At 43.8% G+C, this 24,787-nt stretch carries 21 protein-coding genes; 6 read left to right on the top strand and 15 right to left on the bottom strand.

Annotated elements, in window-relative coordinates; translation table 11 throughout:
* Nucleotides 1-27 precede the first annotated feature (27 nt).
* A complete protein-coding gene (locus FDP09_RS06000; RefSeq protein WP_137401788.1) occupies nucleotides 28-726 on the bottom strand; it encodes a DUF4328 domain-containing protein in 699 nt (232 codons plus the stop codon).
* 360 nt (nucleotides 727-1,086) lie between these two features.
* Between FDP09_RS06000 and FDP09_RS05995 the strand changes: the two genes are divergently transcribed.
* The gene (locus FDP09_RS05995) at nucleotides 1,087-1,500 is read left to right on the top strand and encodes a hypothetical protein (RefSeq protein WP_137401787.1); all 414 of its coding nucleotides are present in this window, start codon (nucleotides 1,087-1,089) and stop codon (nucleotides 1,498-1,500) included.
* Nucleotides 1,501-1,564: 64 nt separating this feature from the next.
* Here the strand turns inward: FDP09_RS05995 and FDP09_RS05990 are convergent, their stop codons facing one another.
* Both FDP09_RS05990 and FDP09_RS05985 read right to left on the bottom strand, forming a co-directional pair.
* Nucleotides 1,565-2,146, bottom strand: a complete 582-nt coding sequence (locus FDP09_RS05990; protein ID WP_137401786.1) for an O-methyltransferase — start codon at nucleotides 2,144-2,146, stop codon at nucleotides 1,565-1,567.
* A 287-nt stretch (nucleotides 2,147-2,433) separates the two neighbouring features.
* Nucleotides 2,434-3,081 carry a nitroreductase family protein gene (locus FDP09_RS05985; protein ID WP_137401785.1) on the bottom strand — a complete coding sequence of 216 codons (648 nt, stop codon included), beginning with the start codon at nucleotides 3,079-3,081 and terminating at the stop codon, nucleotides 2,434-2,436.
* 113 nt (nucleotides 3,082-3,194) lie between these two features.
* Between FDP09_RS05985 and FDP09_RS05980 the strand changes: the two genes are divergently transcribed.
* A complete protein-coding gene (locus FDP09_RS05980; protein ID WP_137401784.1) occupies nucleotides 3,195-3,563 on the top strand; it encodes a winged helix-turn-helix transcriptional regulator in 369 nt (122 codons plus the stop codon).
* A 99-nt stretch (nucleotides 3,564-3,662) separates the two neighbouring features.
* Here FDP09_RS05980 and FDP09_RS05975 read toward each other — a convergent pair whose 3' ends face one another.
* The 10 genes from FDP09_RS05975 to FDP09_RS05930 all read right to left on the bottom strand — a co-directional run bounded on the left by FDP09_RS05975 (nucleotide 3,663) and on the right by FDP09_RS05930 (nucleotide 15,329).
* On the bottom strand, nucleotides 3,663-4,271 hold the full coding sequence (locus tag FDP09_RS05975; RefSeq protein ID WP_137401783.1) for a peroxiredoxin-like family protein: 609 nt from the start codon (nucleotides 4,269-4,271) through the stop codon (nucleotides 3,663-3,665).
* Nucleotides 4,272-4,314: 43 nt separating this feature from the next.
* Nucleotides 4,315-5,328, bottom strand: coding sequence for a TlpA disulfide reductase family protein (locus tag FDP09_RS05970; protein WP_137401782.1), 1,014 nt, complete (start codon nucleotides 5,326-5,328; stop codon nucleotides 4,315-4,317).
* Between the two features lie 39 nt (nucleotides 5,329-5,367).
* Nucleotides 5,368-6,675 carry a sensor histidine kinase gene (locus FDP09_RS05965; protein WP_137401781.1) on the bottom strand — a complete coding sequence of 436 codons (1,308 nt, stop codon included), beginning with the start codon at nucleotides 6,673-6,675 and terminating at the stop codon, nucleotides 5,368-5,370.
* 994 nt (nucleotides 6,676-7,669) lie between these two features.
* Nucleotides 7,670-8,356 (bottom strand): ion channel, encoded by a 687-nt coding sequence (locus tag FDP09_RS05960; RefSeq protein WP_137401780.1) that lies wholly within the window; start codon nucleotides 8,354-8,356, stop codon nucleotides 7,670-7,672.
* 120 nt (nucleotides 8,357-8,476) lie between these two features.
* Nucleotides 8,477-9,274: a helix-turn-helix transcriptional regulator gene (locus tag FDP09_RS05955; RefSeq protein WP_137401779.1), complete on the bottom strand. Its 798-nt coding sequence runs from the start codon at nucleotides 9,272-9,274 to the stop codon at nucleotides 8,477-8,479.
* A gap of 197 nt (nucleotides 9,275-9,471) precedes the next feature.
* On the bottom strand, nucleotides 9,472-9,900 hold the full coding sequence (locus FDP09_RS05950; RefSeq protein ID WP_137401778.1) for a hypothetical protein: 429 nt from the start codon (nucleotides 9,898-9,900) through the stop codon (nucleotides 9,472-9,474).
* A gap of 166 nt (nucleotides 9,901-10,066) precedes the next feature.
* Nucleotides 10,067-10,582: a 5-(carboxyamino)imidazole ribonucleotide mutase gene (gene purE, locus FDP09_RS05945; protein ID WP_137401777.1), complete on the bottom strand. Its 516-nt coding sequence runs from the start codon at nucleotides 10,580-10,582 to the stop codon at nucleotides 10,067-10,069.
* A 3-nt stretch (nucleotides 10,583-10,585) separates the two neighbouring features.
* Nucleotides 10,586-11,725 (bottom strand): 5-(carboxyamino)imidazole ribonucleotide synthase, encoded by a 1,140-nt coding sequence (locus tag FDP09_RS05940; RefSeq protein ID WP_137401776.1) that lies wholly within the window; start codon nucleotides 11,723-11,725, stop codon nucleotides 10,586-10,588.
* Between the two features lie 1,571 nt (nucleotides 11,726-13,296).
* Nucleotides 13,297-13,449, bottom strand: a complete 153-nt coding sequence (locus FDP09_RS05935) for a lmo0937 family membrane protein (RefSeq protein ID WP_112784064.1) — start codon at nucleotides 13,447-13,449, stop codon at nucleotides 13,297-13,299.
* An 83-nt stretch (nucleotides 13,450-13,532) separates the two neighbouring features.
* A complete protein-coding gene (locus tag FDP09_RS05930) occupies nucleotides 13,533-15,329 on the bottom strand; it encodes a MutS-related protein (RefSeq protein WP_137401775.1) in 1,797 nt (598 codons plus the stop codon).
* A gap of 22 nt (nucleotides 15,330-15,351) precedes the next feature.
* Here FDP09_RS05930 and FDP09_RS05925 point away from each other — a divergent pair, with 22 nt between their 5' ends.
* Nucleotides 15,352-17,868, top strand: a complete 2,517-nt coding sequence (locus tag FDP09_RS05925) for a PemB family protein (protein WP_137401774.1) — start codon at nucleotides 15,352-15,354, stop codon at nucleotides 17,866-17,868.
* A gap of 60 nt (nucleotides 17,869-17,928) precedes the next feature.
* A complete protein-coding gene (locus FDP09_RS05920; RefSeq protein ID WP_137401773.1) occupies nucleotides 17,929-19,014 on the top strand; it encodes a BamA/TamA family outer membrane protein in 1,086 nt (361 codons plus the stop codon).
* Between the two features lie 353 nt (nucleotides 19,015-19,367).
* Here the strand turns inward: FDP09_RS05920 and FDP09_RS05915 are convergent, their stop codons facing one another.
* Together FDP09_RS05915 and FDP09_RS05910 are read right to left on the bottom strand one after the other, a co-directional pair.
* The gene (locus FDP09_RS05915; RefSeq protein ID WP_137401772.1) at nucleotides 19,368-21,143 is read right to left on the bottom strand and encodes an arylsulfatase; all 1,776 of its coding nucleotides are present in this window, start codon (nucleotides 21,141-21,143) and stop codon (nucleotides 19,368-19,370) included.
* Nucleotides 21,144-21,791: 648 nt separating this feature from the next.
* A complete protein-coding gene (locus FDP09_RS05910) occupies nucleotides 21,792-21,977 on the bottom strand; it encodes a hypothetical protein (protein ID WP_137401724.1) in 186 nt (61 codons plus the stop codon).
* A gap of 555 nt (nucleotides 21,978-22,532) precedes the next feature.
* On the opposite strand from FDP09_RS05910, the gene nrfH reads away from it, so the two are divergent.
* Complete coding sequence (nrfH, locus tag FDP09_RS05905) at nucleotides 22,533-23,183, top strand: cytochrome c nitrite reductase small subunit (protein WP_137401771.1); 651 nt, start codon at nucleotides 22,533-22,535, stop codon at nucleotides 23,181-23,183.
* Nucleotides 23,184-23,187: 4 nt separating this feature from the next.
* Complete coding sequence (nrfA, locus tag FDP09_RS05900) at nucleotides 23,188-24,681, top strand: ammonia-forming cytochrome c nitrite reductase (RefSeq protein ID WP_137401770.1); 1,494 nt, start codon at nucleotides 23,188-23,190, stop codon at nucleotides 24,679-24,681.
* The last annotated feature ends 106 nt before the right edge of the window (nucleotides 24,682-24,787 follow it).

Here is a 24,787-nt window from a genome sequence, read left to right as displayed (position 1 = left end):
AATCTATTTTTTATATTAGTAAAAGATTCAATCCAGCAAGGCTTCTTCTGTTGCGTTTGGCACGTTTTCGCTGTCTTTTTGTTCGGCAAGTTGCACTTCGAGCAGATTATAATTTTTGATAATCCTAGCCGCTAAAACTCCACAAACGATAATTATTCCCGAGGTAACCATGTCCAAAATGGTCATATCCAACAATTCATCAATTGTATTGGCATCCGCGTAGATTTTCCAAGACAGACGGTCGATAAAACTACCCAAAATCCAGACTATCCACCAACTGATCACCAATCCCTCCTGATGCCGGGAATAAGACACCACCTTCTTCTTCCTTAAATAAGAAAATGTCTCATCAAATAACTCCATCATGATCCGGTATGGCCTATAAAGGTTAATGATAGGCACAAACCAAGCACCTACGGCCCATCCCTCTGAAAAGTCCAGCCGGCCAGGCATCAGCTTATGCAAATTAAAATAGGCCCGTCGAAACCAGTTAAGAAAAACTATTGCCGAGACGATGTACGTAGCGACTATCAAAACAGCTATTACCATTTCCCTCAAATCATTCACTTCTGCTTCTTGATCGGAGATCCCGGTTTCTGCTGCTTTGCTGAGCAGATCATACTGCATATAGCCAGAAATGATGCTGACGGCATGAAGGGCTATTACTAAATAAACAAACAACTGAGCCAGCTTGGCCCTTTTTTGATTAGGTCTTAATGCTTCCAAATGAGTAGTAGTTTCATTAAATGATCCCAAAAATTTTTATTGATTCCTATCCATCTACCAAAAAATCAATCCTTTAAAAAGAGTTTGATTGCACACATCAAAAACTAATGGGTAAGCAAAAATACAAAAAATAACATCAAACGCACCCTTTTTGTAAATGTAAAGTATCGTTTCATATGAAACTCACCAAGCAACAATGCGTGTTCAGAAACAGGCTATTTAAGCGATCGCTTTTATTTTAATGCCTCCAACTATTGCTTTATTCCCCAAATAGTCAGAACTTAAAATCGCCATTTGATGGCTATTTGGCTATATATGGGCCAATGTATTGGATTTTACTGCCGACTAGCTGATTTTACCATGAACAAGTACGTTAAGATTGCTATTTTTTCCCTCCTGATCATTATGGCGGGATTTATTTATTGGAGGTATTTCTTTGTTTTTGCAGAAGGTGTAAAAGGAGGAACCCTAAACTATTATGAGAAAAAGGGGTTTATCTTCAAAACGTGGGAAGGTCGCTTGGTACAGGAAGGCTTCCAAAGCCCCACCGCTGGTGCCCTTCAGAGCAATGAATTCCGCTTCAGCGGCGTTGATGGTGAAGTCTCTGAAAAACTGGAAAGGGCCAGTGGCAAATTCGTGGAAGTCCGCTACAGGGAATACCTCGGTAAACTCCCTTGGCGAGGTGCCAGCAAACACGTGGTCTATGAAGTTATCGATGTCGGAAAGCAACGTGAGCGCTCCGGTAACCGAGAACTACCGGTGAATGGGCAGTGAGCCCCTGCACAACCTTCAAATGTACCTCGTGCTTGATACTTTGTACCTTGCACTTACCTCACTACTAAGTCATCTTCACTGCCACGACCAAGCCAGTGGACCAATTCATCTTGCACAAAGTGATATCAGTGCGTGACTGCAAGGCATCGACAAGCTTTTCCACATTTTCTTCATGTCCATCGGGCCAGTTGGGCTGTTTATCCATGTCATCGATGATATAAAAACCTCCAATTTTCAGCAATGCAAGTATCTCGTCCACGTCACTGTACTTCCCTGGCCAAGCATCTGCAAAAATCAAATCAAACTTATCACCCGAATAGGTTTTTATCCATTCACTGCCATCTGCACAGACCACATTGATCCGCTTATCATGGCCAAAAAAATCCGTTGCTATGGCCGCTAATGCAGGATCATTATCCACAGTGGTCAGCGTGGAATTGTCACTGAGTCCATCTACCATCCAAGCCAAAGAAAGCCCAATCCCTGTACCCATTTCCAGGAAATTACCACCTGGCTTTGACCACATCAAGGTTTTTAACAGCGCCCCTATATACTGGTCTGAAGGCATGGTGAAGCCTATTTCTTTGGACTTGGCCAAAATTCGGGGATAAATGGCCGGAACATCTACAAAATCAGCATCGTTCATATATCTTGGTATTTTAAACCCGCATTATGCACTAGCCTATCTATTGCGACCTGAAACTACTTCAAAATCAGTTGCTTCGCTGCTGTTTTCGATTTCACCATAGCGATGCTATGATTCAATCTCCAAACAGCCTGATTTTCTTGCAGTTTCAGCTCTCATAACGATTCCTAATGCATAAAGCGGGTTAAAGCAAAGATTAATTTGGACAAAAAAAGCTGTATCCCAAAATTCAGGATACAGCTTTTTTTGTTTGTAGAAAATGGTCGGCAATTTAGCCTGACCAGCACTTATTTTTCCATTATCTCCATTGGTGAAATCACAAATTCCTCTTTCGGAGTACGGAATTTTTTCATACCTGCAAGCCAGTCATTCTCCTCATCCCTATAGCCCAATGGCAAAACAACTGCACTTCGCAGCCCCAGCTCCTTCAAACCAAGCAACTCATCCAAAGCGGCTGGATCGAAGCCTTCCATTGGGGTAGCATCCACCTTCTGTTCCGCCGCAGCAGCGATGGCCGTGCCGAAAGCAATATATGCCTGCTTGGCCGCATGATGCGCATGCCATTCTTCAGGAAGCTGGCTGTACATTCCCCAAAGCCGTTCTCTGTACGCATCCATTTTGTCCAAAGGAAGCCCCCTAGCCGTCAATGTATTACGAAAAACTTCTTTGATTTTTTCTTCTGTATAATTTTCCCATGCCGCAAACACCAAAATATGGGATGCATCGGTAATCTGGCTCTGGTCCCAAGCGATAGGCTTCATCTTTTCCTTGATTTCCGGATCGGTAATTACGATCACGCGATAGGGTTGTAGTCCCGATGATGAAGGGGAAAGTCTCGCAGCTTCCAAAATGTAATCCACTTTTTCTTGCGGCACAGCCTTTCCGTTCATTTTTTTAGTGGCGTATCTCCATTCTAAATTCTCTAATAAACTCATGATCTGTTTGTTTCGTTTTTTTGATATTCAAAATTAGCTATATTTGCTATACAAAAGGAAGTAACATACTAATATATATTACTATACTTTTGTATAGCAATACTAAAATAACTATGGACACATCAACGACAAATGGCAACGAAAAAGTTCAGATTTGCTCAAGCGAATTCGTAGTTGCTGTACGCGACACACTAAATGTAATCAGGGGTAAATGGAAACTTCCCATCATTGGATCGCTTTGCTATGGCAAAAAGCGGTTTAAAGACCTTGAAAATGACATCCCCAAAATTACCCCGCGTATGCTTTCGAAAGAACTCAAGGAGCTCGAGCTGAACAGTATTGTCACCAGAACGGTGTACGATACCACTCCCGTGACCGTGGAATATGAACTCACCCCTTCAGGCAGAAAAATCCGTGAACTGTTGGATGCCATGGTAAAATGGGGCCTTCAGCATCGTGAAGCGGTGATGAGCACTGAATAAGATCCTAAAAATCGACCCAATTGACTACAAAAAAGCTGTTTCTCAAATGGGAATGCCCACTCATGAAACAGCCTGATCAAATTTATATCATAAATAAGCCTAGTCTTGCAGACTCTCCAGAACAGCTCTCAGCATCTTTCCGCTCATCCGGCTGTCGTAGTTGGGGTTGATGTATTCAAAAAGGATCGTACCTTCTTTGTCCAGTACAAATACCGCTGGCACGGGAAGTTCACCAGGGTTTTGCGCTGCAGACGCCTTGAACAGCATTTTCTGGTAACGGTCAGGCGCTTGAAAAGCCAATCCAAATGCCTTGGTCACTTTCAGGTCGTTATCAGAAAAAAGGCTGTATGTCAGCTCGTTTTTGTCCATGGTAGTCTTCAACTGCTCAGGAGCATCAGGACTTATCGCTAGGATCTGATAGCCCATGTCCAAAATATCCTGCTCCACGGCTTGTAGCTCAGCAAGGTGCTTATTGCAATAAGGACACCAGCCTCCGCGGTAAAAGATTAGGACAGTAGCTTGCTCACTTATTAATTCCTGAAGCGACTGGACATTACCATCCGGATCCTTCACCGTACTTTCAGGAATCCGCTCACCAATCAGAAGAGGCGAAATATCCGTAGGATCCGCAGGGACTTCCTGCGCGTAAGCTGACTGAAGCAGCAAGGTGGCCATACTCGCCAACACGAATAACTTTTTAAATTGCATGATATTAGTTTAGTTTAAGGTAATTAATTACACTGGAAAAATATTACTCCATCACCAATGGCAGTTGACGATCCAACTCCTCTGGAGAAACATTGACCCCAATGATGACCCCACTAGGATCAAGAAGATAGTTGCTGGGTGTAAAGTATATTCCAAGATTTTTTATATCGGGATGTTTCATCCCTCCTTCCGCCAGCGTATTTACCCAGGGTAGCTGATCCTTCTCTATTGCCGCCAACCACTGGTCCCGCCCGTTGTCCACTGAGATACCAAGTACTTCCAGCCCTTTGGCGTGATATTTTTGGTAGATCTCCACCATGGCAGGATGCTCTTTTCTACAATAGCCACAGTTAGATGCCCAAATGGTCACCAAAAGATACTTTCCGGAAAATTCCGTTGTACTGCGCTCTTGTCCGTTATCATCCGGGAAATGTAATGGAGGAAGTACATTCCCTACCCAAGCTGTCCTTCTTTTTTCCATGGTCAATCTAATCTCCTTCATCGTCGCCGGGGTTTGTGTAGTGGTATCCACAGCACTTACCAAGTGATTGACTTCAGCTGATCCATATTTTTTATTGCTAACCAAGGCCTCTACCAGCATGCCCGAAAATTGGCTTTGGGGATCGGCTTTCACGATGGCCAATACCTTATGATAGAGTTCAAGGTGGAAGTTTGGGTCTTCGGAAGACTCCTCATAGAACCTGCTTAGCTTATCCATTTGCTTCAGTACCTCACAACCCTTGACATCGGAGATAAAAGTAATCTCATCTGTTCTTCCCAGAAGTACTTTCATTTTACTGTTCTCCAAATAAAAATCCCCATTGAACATACGCGTATTTGCCGTAAAATAAGCCTCCATCACGTAGGGCACCTTACCCGAAAAGGTAAATTCATTGTCCTTTACCAGCGTACTATCTACCTTTCCATCACAATGGAGATACACCATTCCTTCATAATCCACATCAAACCTTCCACGGATGGTGTATCCCTCCTTTTGGGCAATTGAAGCGCTAACACTGACAATACTGAGGATCAGGCCAAAAAAAACTCGTATCATATCATCACAAAATTGATTGGGACATTGAAGTGTACGCCATTAGGTTTCTAAAGGTTCTGCTTTGTTGGAACCCTTAGGGTCAGGTGCATTGGGAAGCAATAACCTAAAGACGCTACCTTCCCCCCATTTACTGGTGATTTCTACTTTCCCTCCTTGATGTTCTGCTAGTTTCTGACATATTCTAACACCAAATCCTGTCCCCACCTCCTTTTCTGTGCCTTCATTAGAGACTACTTTTTTTCCAGAATACTGTAAACTCTCCAAGCTATCTTCTTTCATTCCGGTACCATGGTCCTGCACGGCAATACTCGTATAGCCTTCGTCTTTTTGTGCAAAAATATCAATTGAAGAATCCCTGTAGGAAAACTTAAGGGCATTTGAAATGAAATTTCTGACGATGGTAGCCGTCATGTTGGGATCCGCCAAGACCTGTATGTTTTCCTCGATGCCATTATTGATTTTGATGGATTTGCTTTTGGCCTGCACCTCAAAAAAATGTATTTCCTTCTGGATCAATGGGTAAATGGGGACCTTCTCTTTTACCGCCATTGAGTCGGTCGCCTGTGCCTTTGCCCAGATCATAAGGTCCTGAAGCAGCCGGTTACCATTTTCCACGGCTGTCTCCATGACATTTTTGAGATCATCAAATTTCTCTTTATCCAAGTCCTTGGACATGATGCTCAGCACCATACTGATCTGATTAAACGGAGTCCTTACATCATGCCCAATAATCCGAAAAAGTTGGTCTTTTTGTTTATTATTCTCGATCAACTTCTTATTGTTCCGTGCAATTTCAGCATTGGCACCCGACAAATTCTCCCTTAATTCCATTAGGGCTTTTTGGAGGCTTTGGCCAGAAAGACCAGCACCAGTCAGTAGCACCAAATAAAACAGGTATTTGGATACGGGGTATTCCACTGGAAGGGCATACATACACATAAATATAAATGCTGCATTAATCAATAAGATATAGACCATATGATGCCGATGAATAAGAATCCCTGCTAACAGCATTAATAAGATCGTAATCAGCTCTACCTTGACAAAATACGCCTCCATCACCAACGAATCACTCTCTAGCCGAAAGGGAATAGATACATATATGCTTACCAAAATGGAATATACCGCAATGGCCAAAACAAACTTGAGTTTTACAGCCCCTAACCAATAAAAAAATACAGCAATTAAAATAATGGCAATATTGATAAGGTCCTTTATGTAAAGCACGGGGTGGTCTCCCATCCTCCACTCCACATATGCATCTGCCAATAAAGAGGAAATGATCACTAGAATGACGTATCGGACTACACGTTTAATTTGTCTTAAATTTCTTATGATGATCTCCATACTTCCTAGGCAAAAACATAAAATTACATCCCGCTTTATATGTCTATAAAGTGTAATTCTTCTTCAAAAAAGGCATGCACATTAAAAAACCCTTAGACAATGATATTTTATTTAAGCTAACAAAATACCATCATCAATATTAGATATGTTTTAGGGCATTTGCAATAAAATGGACATGTCTTTCTTGGACAGGTACCGATGTGGGCTTGCATCGGCAATTTGACGACACAATCTGGTATCATGCCACCGCAAACCCGGCTTTTATGTGGCCAATGAGTATATGGGCGGACGTGAAATGAAGGTTATTAACCACTCGCCTGTCTCCACCGCACACAAACCTAAATCTTCCCGCCGATGGTCACCGCAGAAAAACCGGATCTAGCAATATTTCTTTGATAACGACACGGAGCTTAACTGAAAATAAAAGATACAAAAAAACAACCAATTATAATGTAATAAAAACTAATAATATTTATAATTCACCAAAAAAACAAGCATATGATCATTTCAGCAATGGCCACCCCTAGGAAAAACACTTATTTAGGAGCGCTATTTTGATGAATCCTTTTGGCTCTATATGGATTATAGTGGGTAAAGATATTATTCCGGTTAAATTAATGTTGATTCATGTTCCTTTTCAGTGGGCAATTTTCTATTCTGCCTTGAGGTATTTGACGTTAATAAATCAAAGAAGTGGGCTGGAAAAAGCGCAGGCTTGTTTGACGTGAATCAGTACAAAAAATTGGTATGCTGCACAAATAGAGGAGTTTGCCTGCGTGAGTGCTGGCTTTGATTTTAGTCATATAGCTCACCGCAGCGGGTTTTTTTGGTTACGTTTTTCACCTGAAGGAAAAAAGTAACAAGGCAACAAGATGAAAGGCAAGCTAGAATTTGACATGCAAAGTAATAGTTACCCATAGTAAATCATATAGAACCATCCTTTTTATTCCAATCGCAACCCACTGAAACCTTTACCACAAAAAACATATCTCGATCAACTTTTCGAATTGATTTTAGACGAGAATTTGCTGATCAGTATGCCCACCAGCAGCACATTGTACAGCTGGCTCAGAACACCCATAAAAGATGCGGCCAGTTTGGTGGTATGAAAACTCGGCGTGATATCTCCAAAACCTATAGAAGTCTGAATTACGCTGGCCAAATAGACCAAATCTATATAGGTGCTGGCCACTTGGCTCGCATCCACATTGGCGATCGACCCTGGATGGTTATAGTACATAAACAGCAGCAGAAAGGCACTGATCTCCACCAATAAAAAATAACCGCACCCAGCCGCGAAAATTATGTCTGCATTGACATAGCTAGGTCGTATCAAGAACTTCATGACCTCCCAGAAGATCAATGAAAAAAATGACACATATAACAGGCTGAGCACCTGCATGAATAAAACATGGTCCTTTAAAAAAGGATGCAAAACCGGCAATATGATGACCACCAACAGCAACGTATTTTTGATAATGATCTTCCATCTTCCCTTCTCCTTAAAAACCCCAACACTCGCAAGACCTAGCATTAAAAAGCTCAAAGGCCAAAAGTAAAGGATATACAGGTTTAAATTTTCAAAAAACACCCCTGCATACAAATGCACAATCAGGGAAAATATCAAAACCTCGTACTTTTTCCTCTCTAGAAGGAATGGCAAATTTTTTAACTGAAACATTGGAATCATGATTTGGGCTTACTGCACAAGGTTAAAAAAACATCCTGTATTTGATCTACAGATGTAATGGATATTTGCACGATTATAAAAAACTTTTCAAACTAAGCCGACATCTTTACCTTATATCAACCCCTCCATGACGCACATTGAAATCAGCTGTGCCATATTGGTTTGATTGGTCTTCTTTAATATATTCTTTCGGTGAGTCCTCACGGTATATTCCGAAATATTGAGGGCTTCCCCGATTTCCTTGGCACCAAGGCCTTTAGAAAAATAAAAGATAATTTCCAACTCTCTTTTGGTAAGGTCAGACCCAAAACCATTAAAAGGACGATCAAAAAGGGATTCATCAAATTTCCCATTTTCGCAATCAACGTTGTAGTAGGATTTTTGACCGTTAAGGCTAACAAAGAATATGTGATCACTTTTGGCGATTCCAAGATAAGATATATCCGTATGGACGCTAAGGACATGCTCTATGGTTCCGGTATCTGAAACGGAAAGCACATTGACCTGAAGGAGCATCGTACGATAGCGGTCATGGCGATCTTTCATCCTGTACATGTACAGAATCTTATAAAAGGGAAGTTCATAAGGATCATCAAATTTTTCCAGAAAATCCTGAAGCACCATTTCCTTCTTTCTTACTGACTCCATATCCTCTGGCACAATGTAGCCAAGTAGGTCTCGAATGGTGGCACGTAAAGGATCCACATCCATAAAGTTTTTGACATTTGGGTGGACATATTCCAGATCAAGATCGTGCATGTTTAATATAAAATAGAAAAAATCCCCGGGACTAAATAATGAAGCAATGTGCTTAATTTGCTGCATCGCTTGATATGGCTGATGCCTCTTGATACGCTCTGAGTATCCTTCCTTCCACAAATCTATAAGATTGTTTATCCTTCTTTCCATAGTTTCCTTATACTCAATCAGGGTACAAAGTTACCCTTTTTCTAAAAATAGGACTTTAGTTCTAAAATTTATATCTTATTAACAAAAATCAACGTTAAAATCACACAAACCTACTCATTTTATCACATAAATCATCATAAATCAATGATTTGAAAGTAGAAAAGAAAATTACTTCATCATCAAAATGGGCATTTCCATCAGATAAGCCAATGTCTTTTAATGCTGTAATTGGCCATCCAAACTAAAAATACTGCTATTACGATTACCAAAACCGGCATCACAATAGCACCTGGTCCATATACATCGGTAGCCCTTGCAATGATCAGGCTATGGAACATCTGAATGATGATGCCAATCAAGGAAATGACAAGTATGAATTTAGCCCATTTTTTTCGCATCAATAGCCCGATACACCCAAAAACTCCACCAAAAACTGCCACTGCAAAAGCCAAAAGAGCCCAAGTAGGATAAACCGCATATAACTCCCTCTCTGCTTCTGGTAATGCTGCTAGGCTCTCTTCTGTCATCCCTACGTGCATAAAAAAGGAACCCACTCCCAGTAAATTCCATACAAGCATCACGCCCGCTACTACCCAAAACCAAATAGGAATGCTTACTTTTTCCATAATTAAACTATTATACGACTAATACGTCAACATATAATATACTAAAATTTAATTACTTACTACAAAAAACAGCCTTTAAAGATGATACGCCATCCAATATAACCCTTAAAATAGAGGGTTGCATTGGATGGTTTCTATAAAAGCTTGGGCGTGGACATATGGCAAGCTAATCATCCAAGGTATCCTTCCAGCCTTTCAATTCCACATCACGTGCATTCTCCTCTACTTTTTCCCGCAGCTCCTTCTTAAATTTCTCCATATTTTCGGCGACCTTAGCATCATAAGCTCCCACCATAGATGCCGCCAATATTCCGGCATTTTTAGCGCCATTTAGGGCTACAGTAGCCACAGGGATGCCCGCGGGCATTTGCAAGATCGACAGGATACTGTCCCAGCCGTCGATGCTATTTGAAGACTTGATTGGCACGCCGATTACAGGCAGAGAGGTCAGTGAGGCCACCATTCCAGGAAGATGAGCTGCTCCTCCGGCTCCGGCAATAATTATTTTAATACCGCGCTGGCGAGCACTTTCTGCATAATCTATCATCCTTCTCGGGGTTCGGTGTGCCGAGACAATGGTAAGTTCATAGTTGACGCCTAATTCTTCCAGCGCCTTCGCTGCTTCCGACATGATGGGAAGATCAGACTTACTCCCCATGATGATTCCTACCTGTTTGCTCATAATCTATGCTTTTATCTTTATGCTGTTTTTGATTTTAAGGGCTTTGGCTTTCAAAGCCTCCACATTCTCTTCCAAAATAGTCACATGCCCCATTTTTCGGAAAGGTTTGGTGATTTTCTTACCATACAAGTGGATATAGACACCTTTTTCTTTCATGGCCTCGTCCATTCCTTCCACCATTGACTCACCGGTAAACCCATCCTCTCCAAGGAGGTTGACCATGGCAGCAGGAATCCGAAGTTCAGTATTCCCCAGCGGCATGCCCATGACGGACCTTAAGTGCTGCTCAAACTGAGAAGTGAAATTGGCCTCTATGGTATGGTGACCGCTGTTATGTGGCCTTGGCGCAATTTCATTGACCAAGATGTCTCCTGATTTGGTCACAAACATCTCCACGGCCAAAATTCCAATCATATCTAATTTGGTAATGACGTCCTTTGCCACTTTGGTGGCCTTTTCACCTATCTCATCAGCGATCTGCGCCGGAGCAAATAGAAATTCCACCAAGTTGGCGGTAGGGTGAAAAGCGCATTCTACTGGCGGGAAAGCCACCAATTCTCCATGCTCGTTCTTGGAGACGATTACAGCGATTTCCTTATCAAAATCGATCAACTTTTCCAACAAGCTCGGTGCCTCAAAAGCCTTCTCCAAATCCTCCTCGGATTTAAGCACCTGCACACCTCTTCCGTCATATCCTTCTTTTCCCAATTTATTGACAGCCGGTAGAAAATCGGCATTCGACAGTACAGCTGCTTTGGTATCCGTCAGGATAAAATCCGCCGTAGGAATATTGTTTGCCTTATAAAACTGTTTCTGCTCCCGCTTATCTTGGATCAAACGGATGATTTCAGGCTGGGGAAAAACCTTTTTGCCCTCTTTGGCCAGCTGCTCCAGTGCCTCCGTGTTTACATTCTCTATCTCAATAGTAATTACATCACAGTCCTTCCCAAAGGCATACACCGTATCATAATCCGTCAAATTCCCATGACTAAAATCGTGACAGATGTGCCTACAGGGTGCATTTTCATCCGGATCCAGGATGTGGATATCGATGTTATAGTTGATGGCCGACTGTATGACCATACGTCCAAGCTGACCTCCCCCTACTATTCCTAATACCTTTTGCTGATAGTTATCTTGCACTTTTACGTTATTTTTTGGAAATAATGCCCAAAATTAAAACAATTTCTCCGTACCACGCACCTTCAACGCATAATTTGTCCTTGTAACTCCATTGGTTTGCTGATTCTATGAATATAATGCACATAGAAAAAGAATGGGCACCTATAGGTCGTAAACCAAGCAATATTTCCTTAGTATGCCAGATTGATATCGGTTCTATTAGTAGCCAGCAGCAAAATAAGTATGCATGCCTAATCTACCGAATCCGGCTTTTGAAAACAGGGCAAACGCATTTAACATTAATTTTGTGTAGGCACCTATCATCCGTGCCGCTGGCACTCCTTCTGGAGGTGGAGGAGGCCTTAACATCCAGCGGATGAATCCGCTGGTTACTAAATCCATCGTGCCGCTGGCACTTTCTCCAAGTTTGTACATTAGGATAACAGCAGCCTATCGCAGAAAATGCTGAAAGAGCAAGGAAATCAGTTGGTCTAAAGTACTAATAAAGCATCGCACCTGTCTGCCCAAGTGGGGAGAATGATTTAGATGAGTTTAACCCGGAATATCAATGTCGTTTAGTTAAGAAGTTTTTCCAATACGAATCGTCCTTTGAGAGAATTATGGTTTTAATCCATGGCCTTTTTTAAACATGTATAAAATGGATCCGCCTTGCAGATATTGGGCGTTAAGAAATTAAAAAGCGGGGACAAGAAGGCAGGCTTGTTTGACGAAATGCTGGCCAAAAAAAATGTTGCAGCTAAAAAGGAGGAGTTTGCCTGCATGAGGGAAGGTTTTAATTTTAGACCAATAGAAGCACACCTGTGCGCCGTGGCGTAGCGGCGGGGTTTTTGGATTACTTTTTTGACCTGCAGCAAAAAAGTAACAAAGGTAAAGAGATGAAAAACCTACCTGGAATTTAGCAAGAAAACTAACTGCACAAGGAAAAAAGATAGAACCCGTATTTTCCGGATACGCACTAACTAAACGGCATTGAATGCGGGTTCAATGCAGGTCCAACATGCACTTGGTGCCTTTGGACCTTTGTGGCATTTTTATGTATCGGTGGTTTTTCCATTAAGAAAACTGGCAGCCCCCAACTTTTACGCTTGATTCCTAAAAAGTAACAAGGGTAACTTTTCCGATTGATCTAAAAAAAAGGTTCTATATGATTTACTATGGGTAACTATTACTTTGCATGTCAAATTCTAGCTTGCCTTTCATCTTGTTGCCTTGTTACTTTTTTCCTTCAGGTGAAAAACGTAACCAAAAAAACCCGCTGCGGTGAGCTATATGACTAAAATCAAAGCCAGCACTCACGCAGGCAAACTCCTCTATTTGTGCAGCATACCAATTTTTTGTACTGATTCACGTCAAACAAGCCTGCGCTTTTTCCAGCCCACTTCTTTGATTTCTTAACGTCAAATACCTCAAGGCAGAATAGAAAATTGCCCACTGAAAAGGAACATGAATCAACATTAATTTAACCGGAATAATATCTTTACCCTCTATAATCCATATAGAGCCAAAAAAAAGTGCCATCCTCCATGAGATTGGCACTTTTTCGCTAAATATTATGGTGAGTTGGTACTTCGCTAAACTGTCCGTCCACCGATTAGGCGAAACAACACCGCGATAACGGCAAGAACCAATAAAATATGTATCAATCCTCCGACACTGTAAACGAAGGCACCAAATATCCATCCTATCACAAGAATCAATGCGATCAAATATAATAAAGAGCTCATAACTATGGTTGTTTAGTGAAACAATTGGTTTATAGTTGTTTATAAACAATTGCTATGCCAAAACCACCAAAATCATGCATATTCTAAAAGCGAATCCCCATCAATTCCATCAATTTATGGGCGTTAAAGCTTGGACAGGGGCCTTTTTTTATTTTATAATCAAAGAGGATCTCATTGTCCTTTATGTCGCTGTGAAAGCTATAATTGATCAAACTTGGGATTTTATCAGCTAATTCAGCCAATTCAATATCATGGGTACTGATGATCCCTTTACTATTGCTTTCCGCGAGCTGCCTGATCAATGCCTCACTACCCATTACCCGGTCGGTGGTATTGGTGCCTTTGAGGATCTCATCAAGTAGATAAAATACGGGATACTGTTTTCCCGCTTGTTCCAACAGGCTTTTGATCCTGGCCAGCTCTGCATAAAAGGAGCTGACACTTTCTCCAAGGTTATCGGTATTGCGCATACTGGTAAACAGCCAAAAAGCCCCACTTTCATAGGAAGTGGCATAGGGGCTCAGCCCCAAGTTGGTCAACACCATATTGACCCCCACAGTACGCATAAATGTGGTCTTTCCCGACATATTGGATCCAGTCAGCAGGATGGTCTTCTGGTCGCTTGACACCTCAAAATCATTCCCCACACATACCGATTGGGACAAAAGCGGATGCTTAAGATCGGTTACATTTAGCTCCATTTCATCTGTCCACGTCACCGGACACTCCAAACCTTCATCATGTGTAAAGGCCGCCAGTGACACCAAAACCTGCCATTCCTGAAAGACGTCTTCCCATCTTTGGACCTTGCTGCCGTGTTTCTTTTTCCATTGCTCCAATGAAAAAAGCACTCCAAAATCCACCAAAAACAGCAAATTAAAGATCAAGTACATCATATTGGCACGACTCTGCACCATAAAACTACGCTGCTCTAGGGATTTGAGTGCATCAGAAGCACGGTAATCATCTCCCAAAATAGGCGATTGAAGCTCTTGAAGATAATCGTCTTTAAAATCCAGCTGCTCTAGTTCTCTCGCCCAAATGCTGTAGGTTTTTAAATCTCCCTCATCGGGCATATTCTTAAAGGCCAACAGCAACGGCCGAAAAATCAGTCCCAACAATCCTGTGCCTCCCAACACCCAGATCAATAGGTAAGCCAACGGCCAGCCCAAATAAAGCCATCCACCCAAAAAAGCAAGTCCAGCAAGAGGCCCACCGATAAGGGGAAGCCAATAAAAGGACTTCCAGGCACTCGGCGTCTTTAGCCAAGTATAAAATGGTTTCTTTGATTTTTCTTCTTTGATGAATGCCTTTCCCGTGGCCTCAAAATTCTTGATAAAGTCCGTATGGCCAGCCAATTCCTTTATCGCGGAATATCGCTTCTTCGCTTTGCCAGGATCGACCGGAGCCTTCATCCAATTTGCCAACAACTGCTTTCCTCCCTCGCCAATGGTATGGTTCAGCAACTGAAACAGAGAATGCTCCCCAAATAAGTCCAGATCATTGGAAAAAGGATGCTTTTTGTCTTTAAATGCTTCTCCTGCATCAAAGCCAGCCAATTTTCGCTCCTTTCTCAGCTGCCTTTCATGCTCCATATTGGCCACAGCCTTCAAAAATGCCTGGCGGTCTTTCTGGAGGTTAAAAAGCAGGATCAGGTAAATAAAAAGTCCCGCCAAGGGAAAAAAGAAAAGCAATAACCACCTGATTTCCGTGAGCCCTAGGATGGTCAGTGCCACCATGCCCAAAAACACGAACATTCTCGATAATGCCAAACTGGCAATTTTTCGCTTGCAGGTACGTAGTTCTTGAGTAGTATTGATGGTGCGAAGATCTAGTTTCATGCCCAAATATAATATAAAGTCCAAAACAGGTTTCTTCATAGGTAATTTTTATCTTCATAGCATGAAAAAGTACTTATCCTTCTGGTTACTGATGTTTGTGCCCCAATTGATATGGGCCCAAAAGGCATACGCTCCTTTGGATCTCGACGACCCGATTACTTTTGGCAGTGACCATATCATTTATCAGGATAATCACATTGTACTTGGGCCAAAAGCCTTCTTTGTGGATGGTCAGCTCAGTGATATGGAAGCAGACAAATGGCCATTCGTATTCAATTCCGTCCAAGAAGCAACAGCGCAAGTGATAGATGGCACCGAAAATTCACCCATGGTACTTTATATCGCTCCATATGTGTACTGGATAGATGATCCTGATGACCCTAAAGTCAGGCTGCCGCAAGATGGGCGATCCGTTCCGTATGGGATGGAAATCAAATGTGACTGGCTTCGGTTTTTTGGGCTGAACAAGCATCCGGAAAATGTCATTCTGGCCTGCAATCGTGGCCAAACACTGGGCGCTAAGGGCAATTTCACCATGTTCCGCTTTGACGGCGACGGGACTTCAGCCGAAAACATCACTTTTGGCAATTATTGTAATGTGGATTTAAAATTCCCCTTAAAACCGGCTCTCAGCAGAAAACGTCGGGCCGACGCCATTGTCCAAGCCCAGCTGATCCATTGTAATGGGGACAAGATCGTAGCCCGAAACACCCATTTTATCAGTCGGCTAAACCTCTGCCCTTTTGTAGGAGGAAAGCGGGTATTCTTTGATCAATGTCATTTCGAATCCACTGATGATGCCCTCTGCGGTACTGCTGTTTACAAAAACAGTACTTTGGATTTTTACAGCTCCAAGCCATTTTACCATACCACCGGAACAGGAGCGGTATTTCTGAACTGTGACATCCGGTCCCACACTGGTGGAGAGCAATATTTCACCAAAGCCAATGGCCAAGTAGCGGTTATTGATACACGGTTTAGCGCTTCCCACATGACAGCATTGGCCTGGCGTGATGAACCACCCGCTTCCATGAAAAATTACCAATACAACGTCCAAGTAAATGGAAAACCAATAACGATCAGCAACAACCATCCTCAAAACACTGTCACGCTCGACCATAAGCCATTGCTAAACGCATATCGATTGGAAATTGGGGACAGCATACTTTACAACACGTATAACCTACTCAGCGGTGAGGACGATTGGGATCCTGAAGGAATAAAGGAAAGAGTCGAATCATTAGCCTCCCAAAAGGAGGACTTCACCGACATTCCCGTTCAGCTTAAGGTAAGTTCCTCCACCCATCGCCTGGAAACCAAAAAAGACACCGCTTGGCTCAACACCTCATTTTTTCGCTTTGGAAATTATCCCGCCAAAAAGCAACCCATCCACTGGCAAATAGCGGAAAATGACAAGGACTTGGTGGCCATTAAACCCTCTGAGGATGGAAACCAGCTGGAAGTAATCCCCACCAATACCTCCAATTTTCCAAAAAAAGTGGTGCTCACAGCCCTTACCAAAGCAGGGCTGGAAGCGGCCTGCGAACTGGAAATACATCCGACCCAACTGCCTCCTCCTGGGTTTTCCAAACTCCCCAAAATCAACCTCAGGGCTGATGGCAAACTTTCGGTTGACTATTCTTTGGGGAAATTGAAATTTACTGATCAATCCGAAATTTCCTGGTACCGCAGCCCTGATTCTGAAGCAAAACAAGCCATTAAAATAGCCGTCAGCAGGGGAGGCGCGCCGTTACAGGAATACCCTCTTACAGCAGGAGACGTTGGAAAGTATATCTCGGTGGGTATCGCTCCAAAACACCTCCGCAGTGAGGCAGGACAAGAAAAACGATACACGATGGCCGTGCCTATCCAAAAAAAGGATTTGAAGGTGGATCCAAGATCACTGAAAACAGACTTCAGTATATTATCAGTCGCTAACCAACCCAAGGTAATCCCAGGCTATTGGACGTTCGACACTTTACAGTCTTCCGCTTACCGCCCGTCCTCACTGCCCGAAGATGCCTGGATATATGAAAAAGGCTCAGGCGGATCAGAAGGAATGGTAGGACTACTGCAATCTGCCAGAACTGGCTCTATGAGCTATACGCCGATCATAGAAAAAGTAGGGGATATGAACGTCTCCTTGGTGGTTTCACCGCACAAAACTGCCGGACAGGGCTTTAGCGTCGCACCGCTGTACATGGACGTGCTGATCAAATACGATGCTCATACCAAAACAGGCTATGGACTCCGGATCATGCGTACCACAAAATTTGCCAATTCAGTGGATTGCCTTTTGGTACGATATGAAAATAACCACGTCCGCCCCATCAGCCAACCGGTATCGACGAGTTGTTTCCGAGCTCCTTGCATGATATCCCTCAGCATCAATAACAATCAGCTCATTGCCCATGTCCATTCCACTACTGACTTCGATGCTTCCCATTACCCCGCGCAGGTCAAAAAAGAAGTGCATCTTAGCGAAACCGTAAACCCCAACGACCACGGGGGCTTTGCCATCGAATACAACGGTGGTTCCACCACCATGATCAATGAGGTAAAATTGCAATGGCCTTAATTACAGCCCCTTGGTGAATTTATCCCTATATTGGTAACCAAATCGAAACCCCGACTTTTCATGAAAAAACCACTTCAGCTTTTCCCCATTCTATTTTTGTGGCTCCTCTTTGCTCCGGGCCTATTATCTGCCCAACAGGATACTACTCAAGGATCCACTAAAACCGACAGTACCAAAAAGGTAGATTTCAGTTTAATGCCCTTTCTTAGCTATAACCGGAATTTGGAGTTGATGTTTGGGGCGATCCCCATGATGATGTACAAGCTTGATCAGGCTGATACCATCTCGCCAAAGTCCCTTTCTGGACTATCGGCCATCTACACTACGAATGGTTCTTTCTTTGTGGCCGGGTTTAACAGGTGGTATTTCAAGGAAGACCAATGGAGGGCCAGTCTTTTTGCATTGACAGGAGATAACAACTCCCAATTTTTCATGGATGACATCGACACGCCGGGCTTTTACGATTATGGCACCAAGACCACGATAGTCAGTGTGGGCATCCAACGGAAAATCATTGATAATCTCTATGGTGGGATCACCTATACCTATTCCCATTACGACACCCAATACGAAGATGATGTCCAGCCTCCTTCTACTACCAAAACCAATGGTTTGGAATTTAACCTCTTGCTGGACACCAGAGATGCCGTGTATTATCCTACATCAGGTAGGCGATCAAGGCTTCGGTGGATTACCTATCCCCAAGGATTAGGAAATGAAGTGGAAGCCAATAAGATTCTCTCGGAGTACAACCATTACTTTTCAGTACATGACGACAGGGATGTCATTGCCGCTCGCTTTGCTGGGAAATTTGGTCTCGGAGATATCGCCTTCGAGCAACAAGTAACCGTAGGCGGCAAAGATATCCGGGGTTATTCCCAAGGGAAATACCGTGGTGATGGCCTGATGTCCCTGCAAGGTGAGTACAGGTATAATTTTAATGAAAAAATGGGCTTGGTAGGCTTTGCCGGAATGGCTACCATTTATGGATCAGATACCGATAGCTTCAACTGGAAGCTCTACCCCGGAGCAGGCGTAGGCTACCGCTACCGCGCCTTCAAGACTGTCAAGTTCAATATCGGCTTGGATGCAGCCGTAGGCAAGGACGACTGGGGTGTCTATTTCCGAATTGGCGAGTCTTTTTAACCCCACCTGTTGTTCCGACAGCTATGCTGCGGGAACACCTAAAATTGAGTTTTTAACTCAATACCACTTATAAAAATTATACTTTGGAGTATGATTTATGCGTAACTACATAGGAACATAGCGCACAATAGGATGAATCAGCCGCTGCCTTATGCGGGAACAGTAAGAAGCCACTAAGGCACCAAGACACTAAGTGTTTTGCAAAGTAATAGGCCAAGTACGCAAATATCCCAATTCATCCCCCTTGGTGACTTCGAGACTTCGTGGCAAAAAAAATGCCGCTAAGTATTCTTTGGGGAAACTAAGGTGCCGACTTCCCGCCTGTTGTGACTTCGAGACTTTGGGGCCTCGACTCATTCAGAGAGCGTATTATTTTCTACCTCCACCCAGAAAGGAAAGATCCGTTTGCCATTATGGGTATAAAATGGGATAAAGTCACCTTCCATTTCCTCCAACGTTACATTATCCATGACGATCCATTCTCCTTTGGATGGGTTTTCCATCCGAAATACGCGTGATCCTACCTCAAGGGTCATTTGACCTCCTTCTGGTACCGGGTTTAGAAATCGAAACTTCATGGTATAAGTACCGGGTTTTGCATTGACATACCACTTTCCATAAATATCTTCTTGGCTCCAAATACCACGATCACCACCCGCATCATTTCTGTTGAGTATAGAAGGGTTTTCCGCTGCACTGCCGATTACGATCGGGGGCTGGTGAAGAAGATGGGGCGATTGAATAAGCTCCTGATAAATACTGTCCATGGCTCCTTTCAGCATTTTTGCCTTTGTGGAGTTTTTAAGGTTAATGTTGGTATGTTCACCGGGGTCGGTGCCCATCTCGAAAAGTTCAAAATCCTTATGAGTAGCATCATAGTCTGCATGGCCCACAAGTTTAAATTCACCTTGCTGCACGGCCATATTTTGGTAAAGCTCTGGATATCTTCTGGTCCAATAAAAGAACAATGGCCGATCGGCCCAATCCACCTGCTCTCCATCGATTAGTGGCACCAAGCTATTACCGTCTATTGTCCTATCCGATGGCAATGTAACCTGGCAAAGTTCGGCCAGCGTAGGCATCACATCCATATGGACCCCGGGAGTGCTGATGGTAATACCACCAGAATGTTTGGCCGGGTACCTCAACAAGAAAGGTGTCCTGACTCCCCCCCGGTAAACGGTAGCCTTTTTCCCACGCATCCCTGACAGGTAGCGATAATGCTGGGGACCATTGTCCGTCATAAAGATCACGATGGTATTCTCTTCAATCCCCCAATCACGCAGCTTGTCAAAAACCTTCCCAAGGTTATCGTCAATGTTTTCGACCATGGCATAGACTTTTCTGGCAGCCTCTTTGTCCTCTTCGGTCATCTCCGGAAAATCGCCCCTGCCCGAATCAAAGCCAGCTGTCGGGTCGATATCTTTGTATTTTTGGTAGTATTTATCGGGCACCTGCAAAGGCGTATGTGGAGCATTAAATGACAGATAACAAAAGAAGGGTTCTTGCCCTGATTTGAGGGAATTCTCCATAAAATCAATGGCTTCACTTGCAAAAATATCTGTGCAATACCCTTGGTAAGCTTCCTTACGGCCATTATGCCATAGCACAGGATCAAAATAGCTCCTGTCTCCTTTAAAATAGGTAGTGACATCTCCCACCTGTCCCATCCCACCAGAAAGGTGGATGACCGATTCATCAAACCCCTGATCCATGGGGCGTGATGGATAGTTGTCTCCAAGGTGCCACTTACCAAAAATACCCGTTTGGTACCCTCCTTGTTTCAGCATTTCTGGAAGGGTGATTTCTTCAGTCGCCATGATCGCTCCACCATTATAGGTGTCACGGATACCCGTCCGCAGCGAATACCTGCCCGTCATAAGACTCGCTCGGGTAGGAGCACAGACCGGCGAAACATAAAACTGATCAAAATAGGTGCTCTCTTCCTTCAACTGATCCAAATGCGGCGTATGGACAAGGTGGTTGCCCGTAAAGCCAAAATCGCCAAAACCTTGATCATCGGTCATGATCAATATCACATTTGGCCTTTCTGCACCTTGGGCCATCACTTTTCCCATCAGAAAACTAAAAAAAACGCCGCTTACAATGGTAAATAATATTGCCTTCATTTAATGATTTTTTCCCCAAGATAGTTATATAATCTGTTTTCATAAAACCGTTAATTATATCGACAGGGAAAACGCTTTAACCCGCTTTATCAATGTCGTTTAGTTAGTGTGAATTTGGAAATATTGGTTCTATTATTTTTCTGCTAAATTCCAAGATGGTCTTCACCTCTTTACCTTTGTTAATCTTTTGCTTCAGGTCAAAGTCGAGTAGGCCTGGGCACTATGCCCAAGCCTCTCTCAGAACCGTACGTGACAGTCTCCCGTCATACGGCTCTTGGCAATCAAATCTGATGTTCCAGATTTTGTTTCAAACAACTCCATCTTCCCTAATTTTAGGTTGTGTAACCATTTAAAACTGATTGCCTCAGTCCCTTCGCTCTTTCTCCGTTTCCAGAGCTTTCAACACTACTACGGACTGATCCGCCCCATCCCTATTAAAGGGGATGGTTCTCCTGTTCCATCCAACCGCCTGCTTCGAACTCCTGCCGCCTTAATGCCGCCTGCCAATAGGCCAACTCTCAGTCTGCGCTGCCTATTTTGTCCCGGAAGTTACTCTAGCCCCCGGTTTTGACAGGAAGTATTTTTCACGACACTTCATCGAACGGTTCACTTTCGTTCAGCTTTTCGAAACGCATTCCTTCTGATCGCTCAGTACCACAGCCTTGAAAGCGCAGCACCATCAGGGGAATTTGACTGGTCTGCCTGATCCAGTCCCAGCCGTCGTGCCAAGGGTTGTAACGCCCTATTCGACATCAGTTGGATAGCATGTCCGGTTTCCCGAACTTCAGGACACACAAAGTAACCAAAAAAAACCGCCGCTACGCCACGGCGCACAGGTGTGCAGCTATTGGGAAGAGCTGAAACTACAAGGAATCAGGCTGTTTGGAGATTGAATCATCCGCCGCGGCGGATGGTGAAATCGAAAACAGCAGCAAAGCAACTGATTTTGTCCGCCGCGGCGGATCAGGTCGCAATAGATAGGCTAGTGCATAATGCGGGTTTAAACTATTAGTAAAGAGATGCCAGCCTGAGCGGAGTCGAAGGCTAGGCGTTGGACCTCGACTCCGCTCGGTCTGACGCTTTTTGCCTGAATTAAATAACTTCATGGGGTTAAAAGCAATTACCCTGATCATATCGACCATCAATACACCCAACAAAACAACGATTCGCCCCTTTTGATACCTTCAATGTCTTTAAACACGAAATCAAGTGATTTATAATTATTAAAGTATGATTTATGTCATAATTACTAATTTAAGTTAAGATTTAAAGGAAAATTACTAATAACTTTTACTATTTGCAGTAGAGATTTACTATCTTGATAAAGCTATTACGTCAAACGCCCAGTCAGATGGGTAAAATATTTTTTTTTTACATAAAGCAGAAACCATGGGTTTTTGGCAAACCACAAAACGAACACTGTTTCGGTGGAAACTCATTCCACCGCATCGTTGGCGAAGACCGGCTATTGTGCTGGTGGCGGCCATCGTGGGGTTGGGGATCTATGTCCTTAAGCTTAGCAATGCAGCTTCCTACCTTTCGGATGATCCGCAAGCCTGTGTCAACTGCCACCTGATGACTCCCCAGTACATCACATGGACGCACAGCTCCCATAGGGAAGTGGCGCATTGCAATGATTGCCACGTGCCACATGACAATGTCTTCAACAAGTACTTCTTCAAGGCAAAAGACGGGCTTTACCACGCATCCATCTTTACACTAAGAAAAGAGCCAGAGGTGATCAGGGCCTTGGCACCTTCCCAAGCAGTGATCCAAAGCAACTGCATTCGCTGCCACCAAGATCAGGTCACCGACGCCAGAATGACGGCCACCATCGCCAATCACCAAGAAATGCGCACTGACCGTACCTGCTGGGAATGCCACCGGGATGTTCCCCACGGCAAGATAAAAAGCCTCTCTTCCGTGGGCTACCAAATCGAACCCATCAAAGAATATGCTCCCAAAGACCTGGAGGTAATCCCTGCTTGGCTAAAATCCTCCATGCAAAAACAAAACAATCAACACGAATCAAACGACTAGGGCTATGAAAAACTGGATTCTCTTTTTAATCACGGCAGTAGTGGTCTTCTTATTGGCCATGTTGGCCTACTCCATTATGGACAGAAAAAACGAAGCCAAATATGCCTATCAGCCAAAAGTAGAAATAGGAAATATCGAACCCCGGGATTCCATTTGGGGGCTGAACTACCCCAGGCAATACCAGTCGTACATGAAAACCAAGGACACCAGTTTTCATAGCATGTACAATACTTCTGGGCATGTCGCCGTGCTGGAAGAAGATCCCGAGCTCGTAATCCTTTGGGCAGGATATGCCTTCAGCAAGGAATACAACCAGCCCAAGGGACACGCCCATGCGGTAGAAGACATCCGTCAGATACTCCGGACAGGTGGCCCTATGGAACCGGGAGAAGGCCCTATGCCCAGCACGTGCTGGACCTGCAAAAGCCCTGATGTACCCCGACTGATGAAAGAAATTGGTGTGACGGAATTTTACAGTAAAAAATGGTCTGACCTAGGCGCGGAAGTGATCAACCCGATCGGCTGTGCAGACTGCCATAACCCCGAAACCATGAACCTCACGATCACGCGACCTGCCCTAGTGGAAGCCTTCGAAGCCATGGGAAAAGACATCAATGCAGCCAGTCACCAACAAATGCGAAGCCTCGTATGCGCCCAATGCCATGTGGAATATTACTTCGATAAAAATGCACCGGATAAAAAAGGAGCCCAATACCTTACGTTTCCCTGGAAAGACGGCATGGATGTCGAATCCGTCGAATCCTACTACGACAAGTTGGACTTCGCCGACTGGGTACACCCGATCAGCAAAACCCGCATGCTGAAAGCCCAGCACCCGGATTATGAGCTCTTTTCTCTGGGTGTACATGCTAAAAGGGGCGTATCCTGTGCCGATTGTCATATGCCTTATAAGACAGAAGGTGGGCAAAAATTCACCGATCACCATATCGGCTCACCACTGAGCAACGTCGAAAATTCCTGTTTTGTCTGCCACCGAGAGAAGAAAGAAGACCTCATTACCGATGTCTATGACCGGCAACGTACCATCAAAAAGGGATCCCAAAAACTTATGCAGCTTATCGCCAAAGCCCATATCGAAGCAGGCAAAGCTTGGGAACTCGGTGCTACAGAAGAACAGATGGCGCCTATCCAAGAAGGTATCCGCCATGCCCAGTGGCGATGGGATTATGCCGTGGCCTCTCACGGAGCGGCCTTCCATGCCCCACTGCCGACGAGCAGCATCGTCACCTCGGGAACCTCCATCATCGAAGAATCCCGGCTCCAATTGGCCAGGCTCTTGGCTGATCTAGGACATAACAAACCTGTGGAAATGCCGGATTTTAACGACACCGAAGCCCTCCAAGCGTACATCGGCATGGACATGGAGAAGGAGCGGGCAGATAAGGCACAATTTCTCGAAGAGGTCGTTCCTAAATGGCTGGAAGAAGGCAAAAAAAGAGAGGCCGGCTACTCGATAGAGATGATCTCCAATGAATAAACTCAAACTCCCTAAAAATCCGTTATTGATTGCCAATATCCAATTTACCATTGCTAAAGTAATTACTTCTCTATGCGATTTTTAAAGTTGCTGGTATCAAGCAAGT

The sequence above is a fragment of the Echinicola rosea genome, from assembly GCF_005281475.1.
Taxonomy (GTDB): Bacteria; Bacteroidota; Bacteroidia; order Cytophagales; family Cyclobacteriaceae; genus Echinicola; species Echinicola rosea.
Note: the sequence above shows the minus strand (reverse complement) of the source record. Positions and strands in the feature narration are given on the sequence as shown.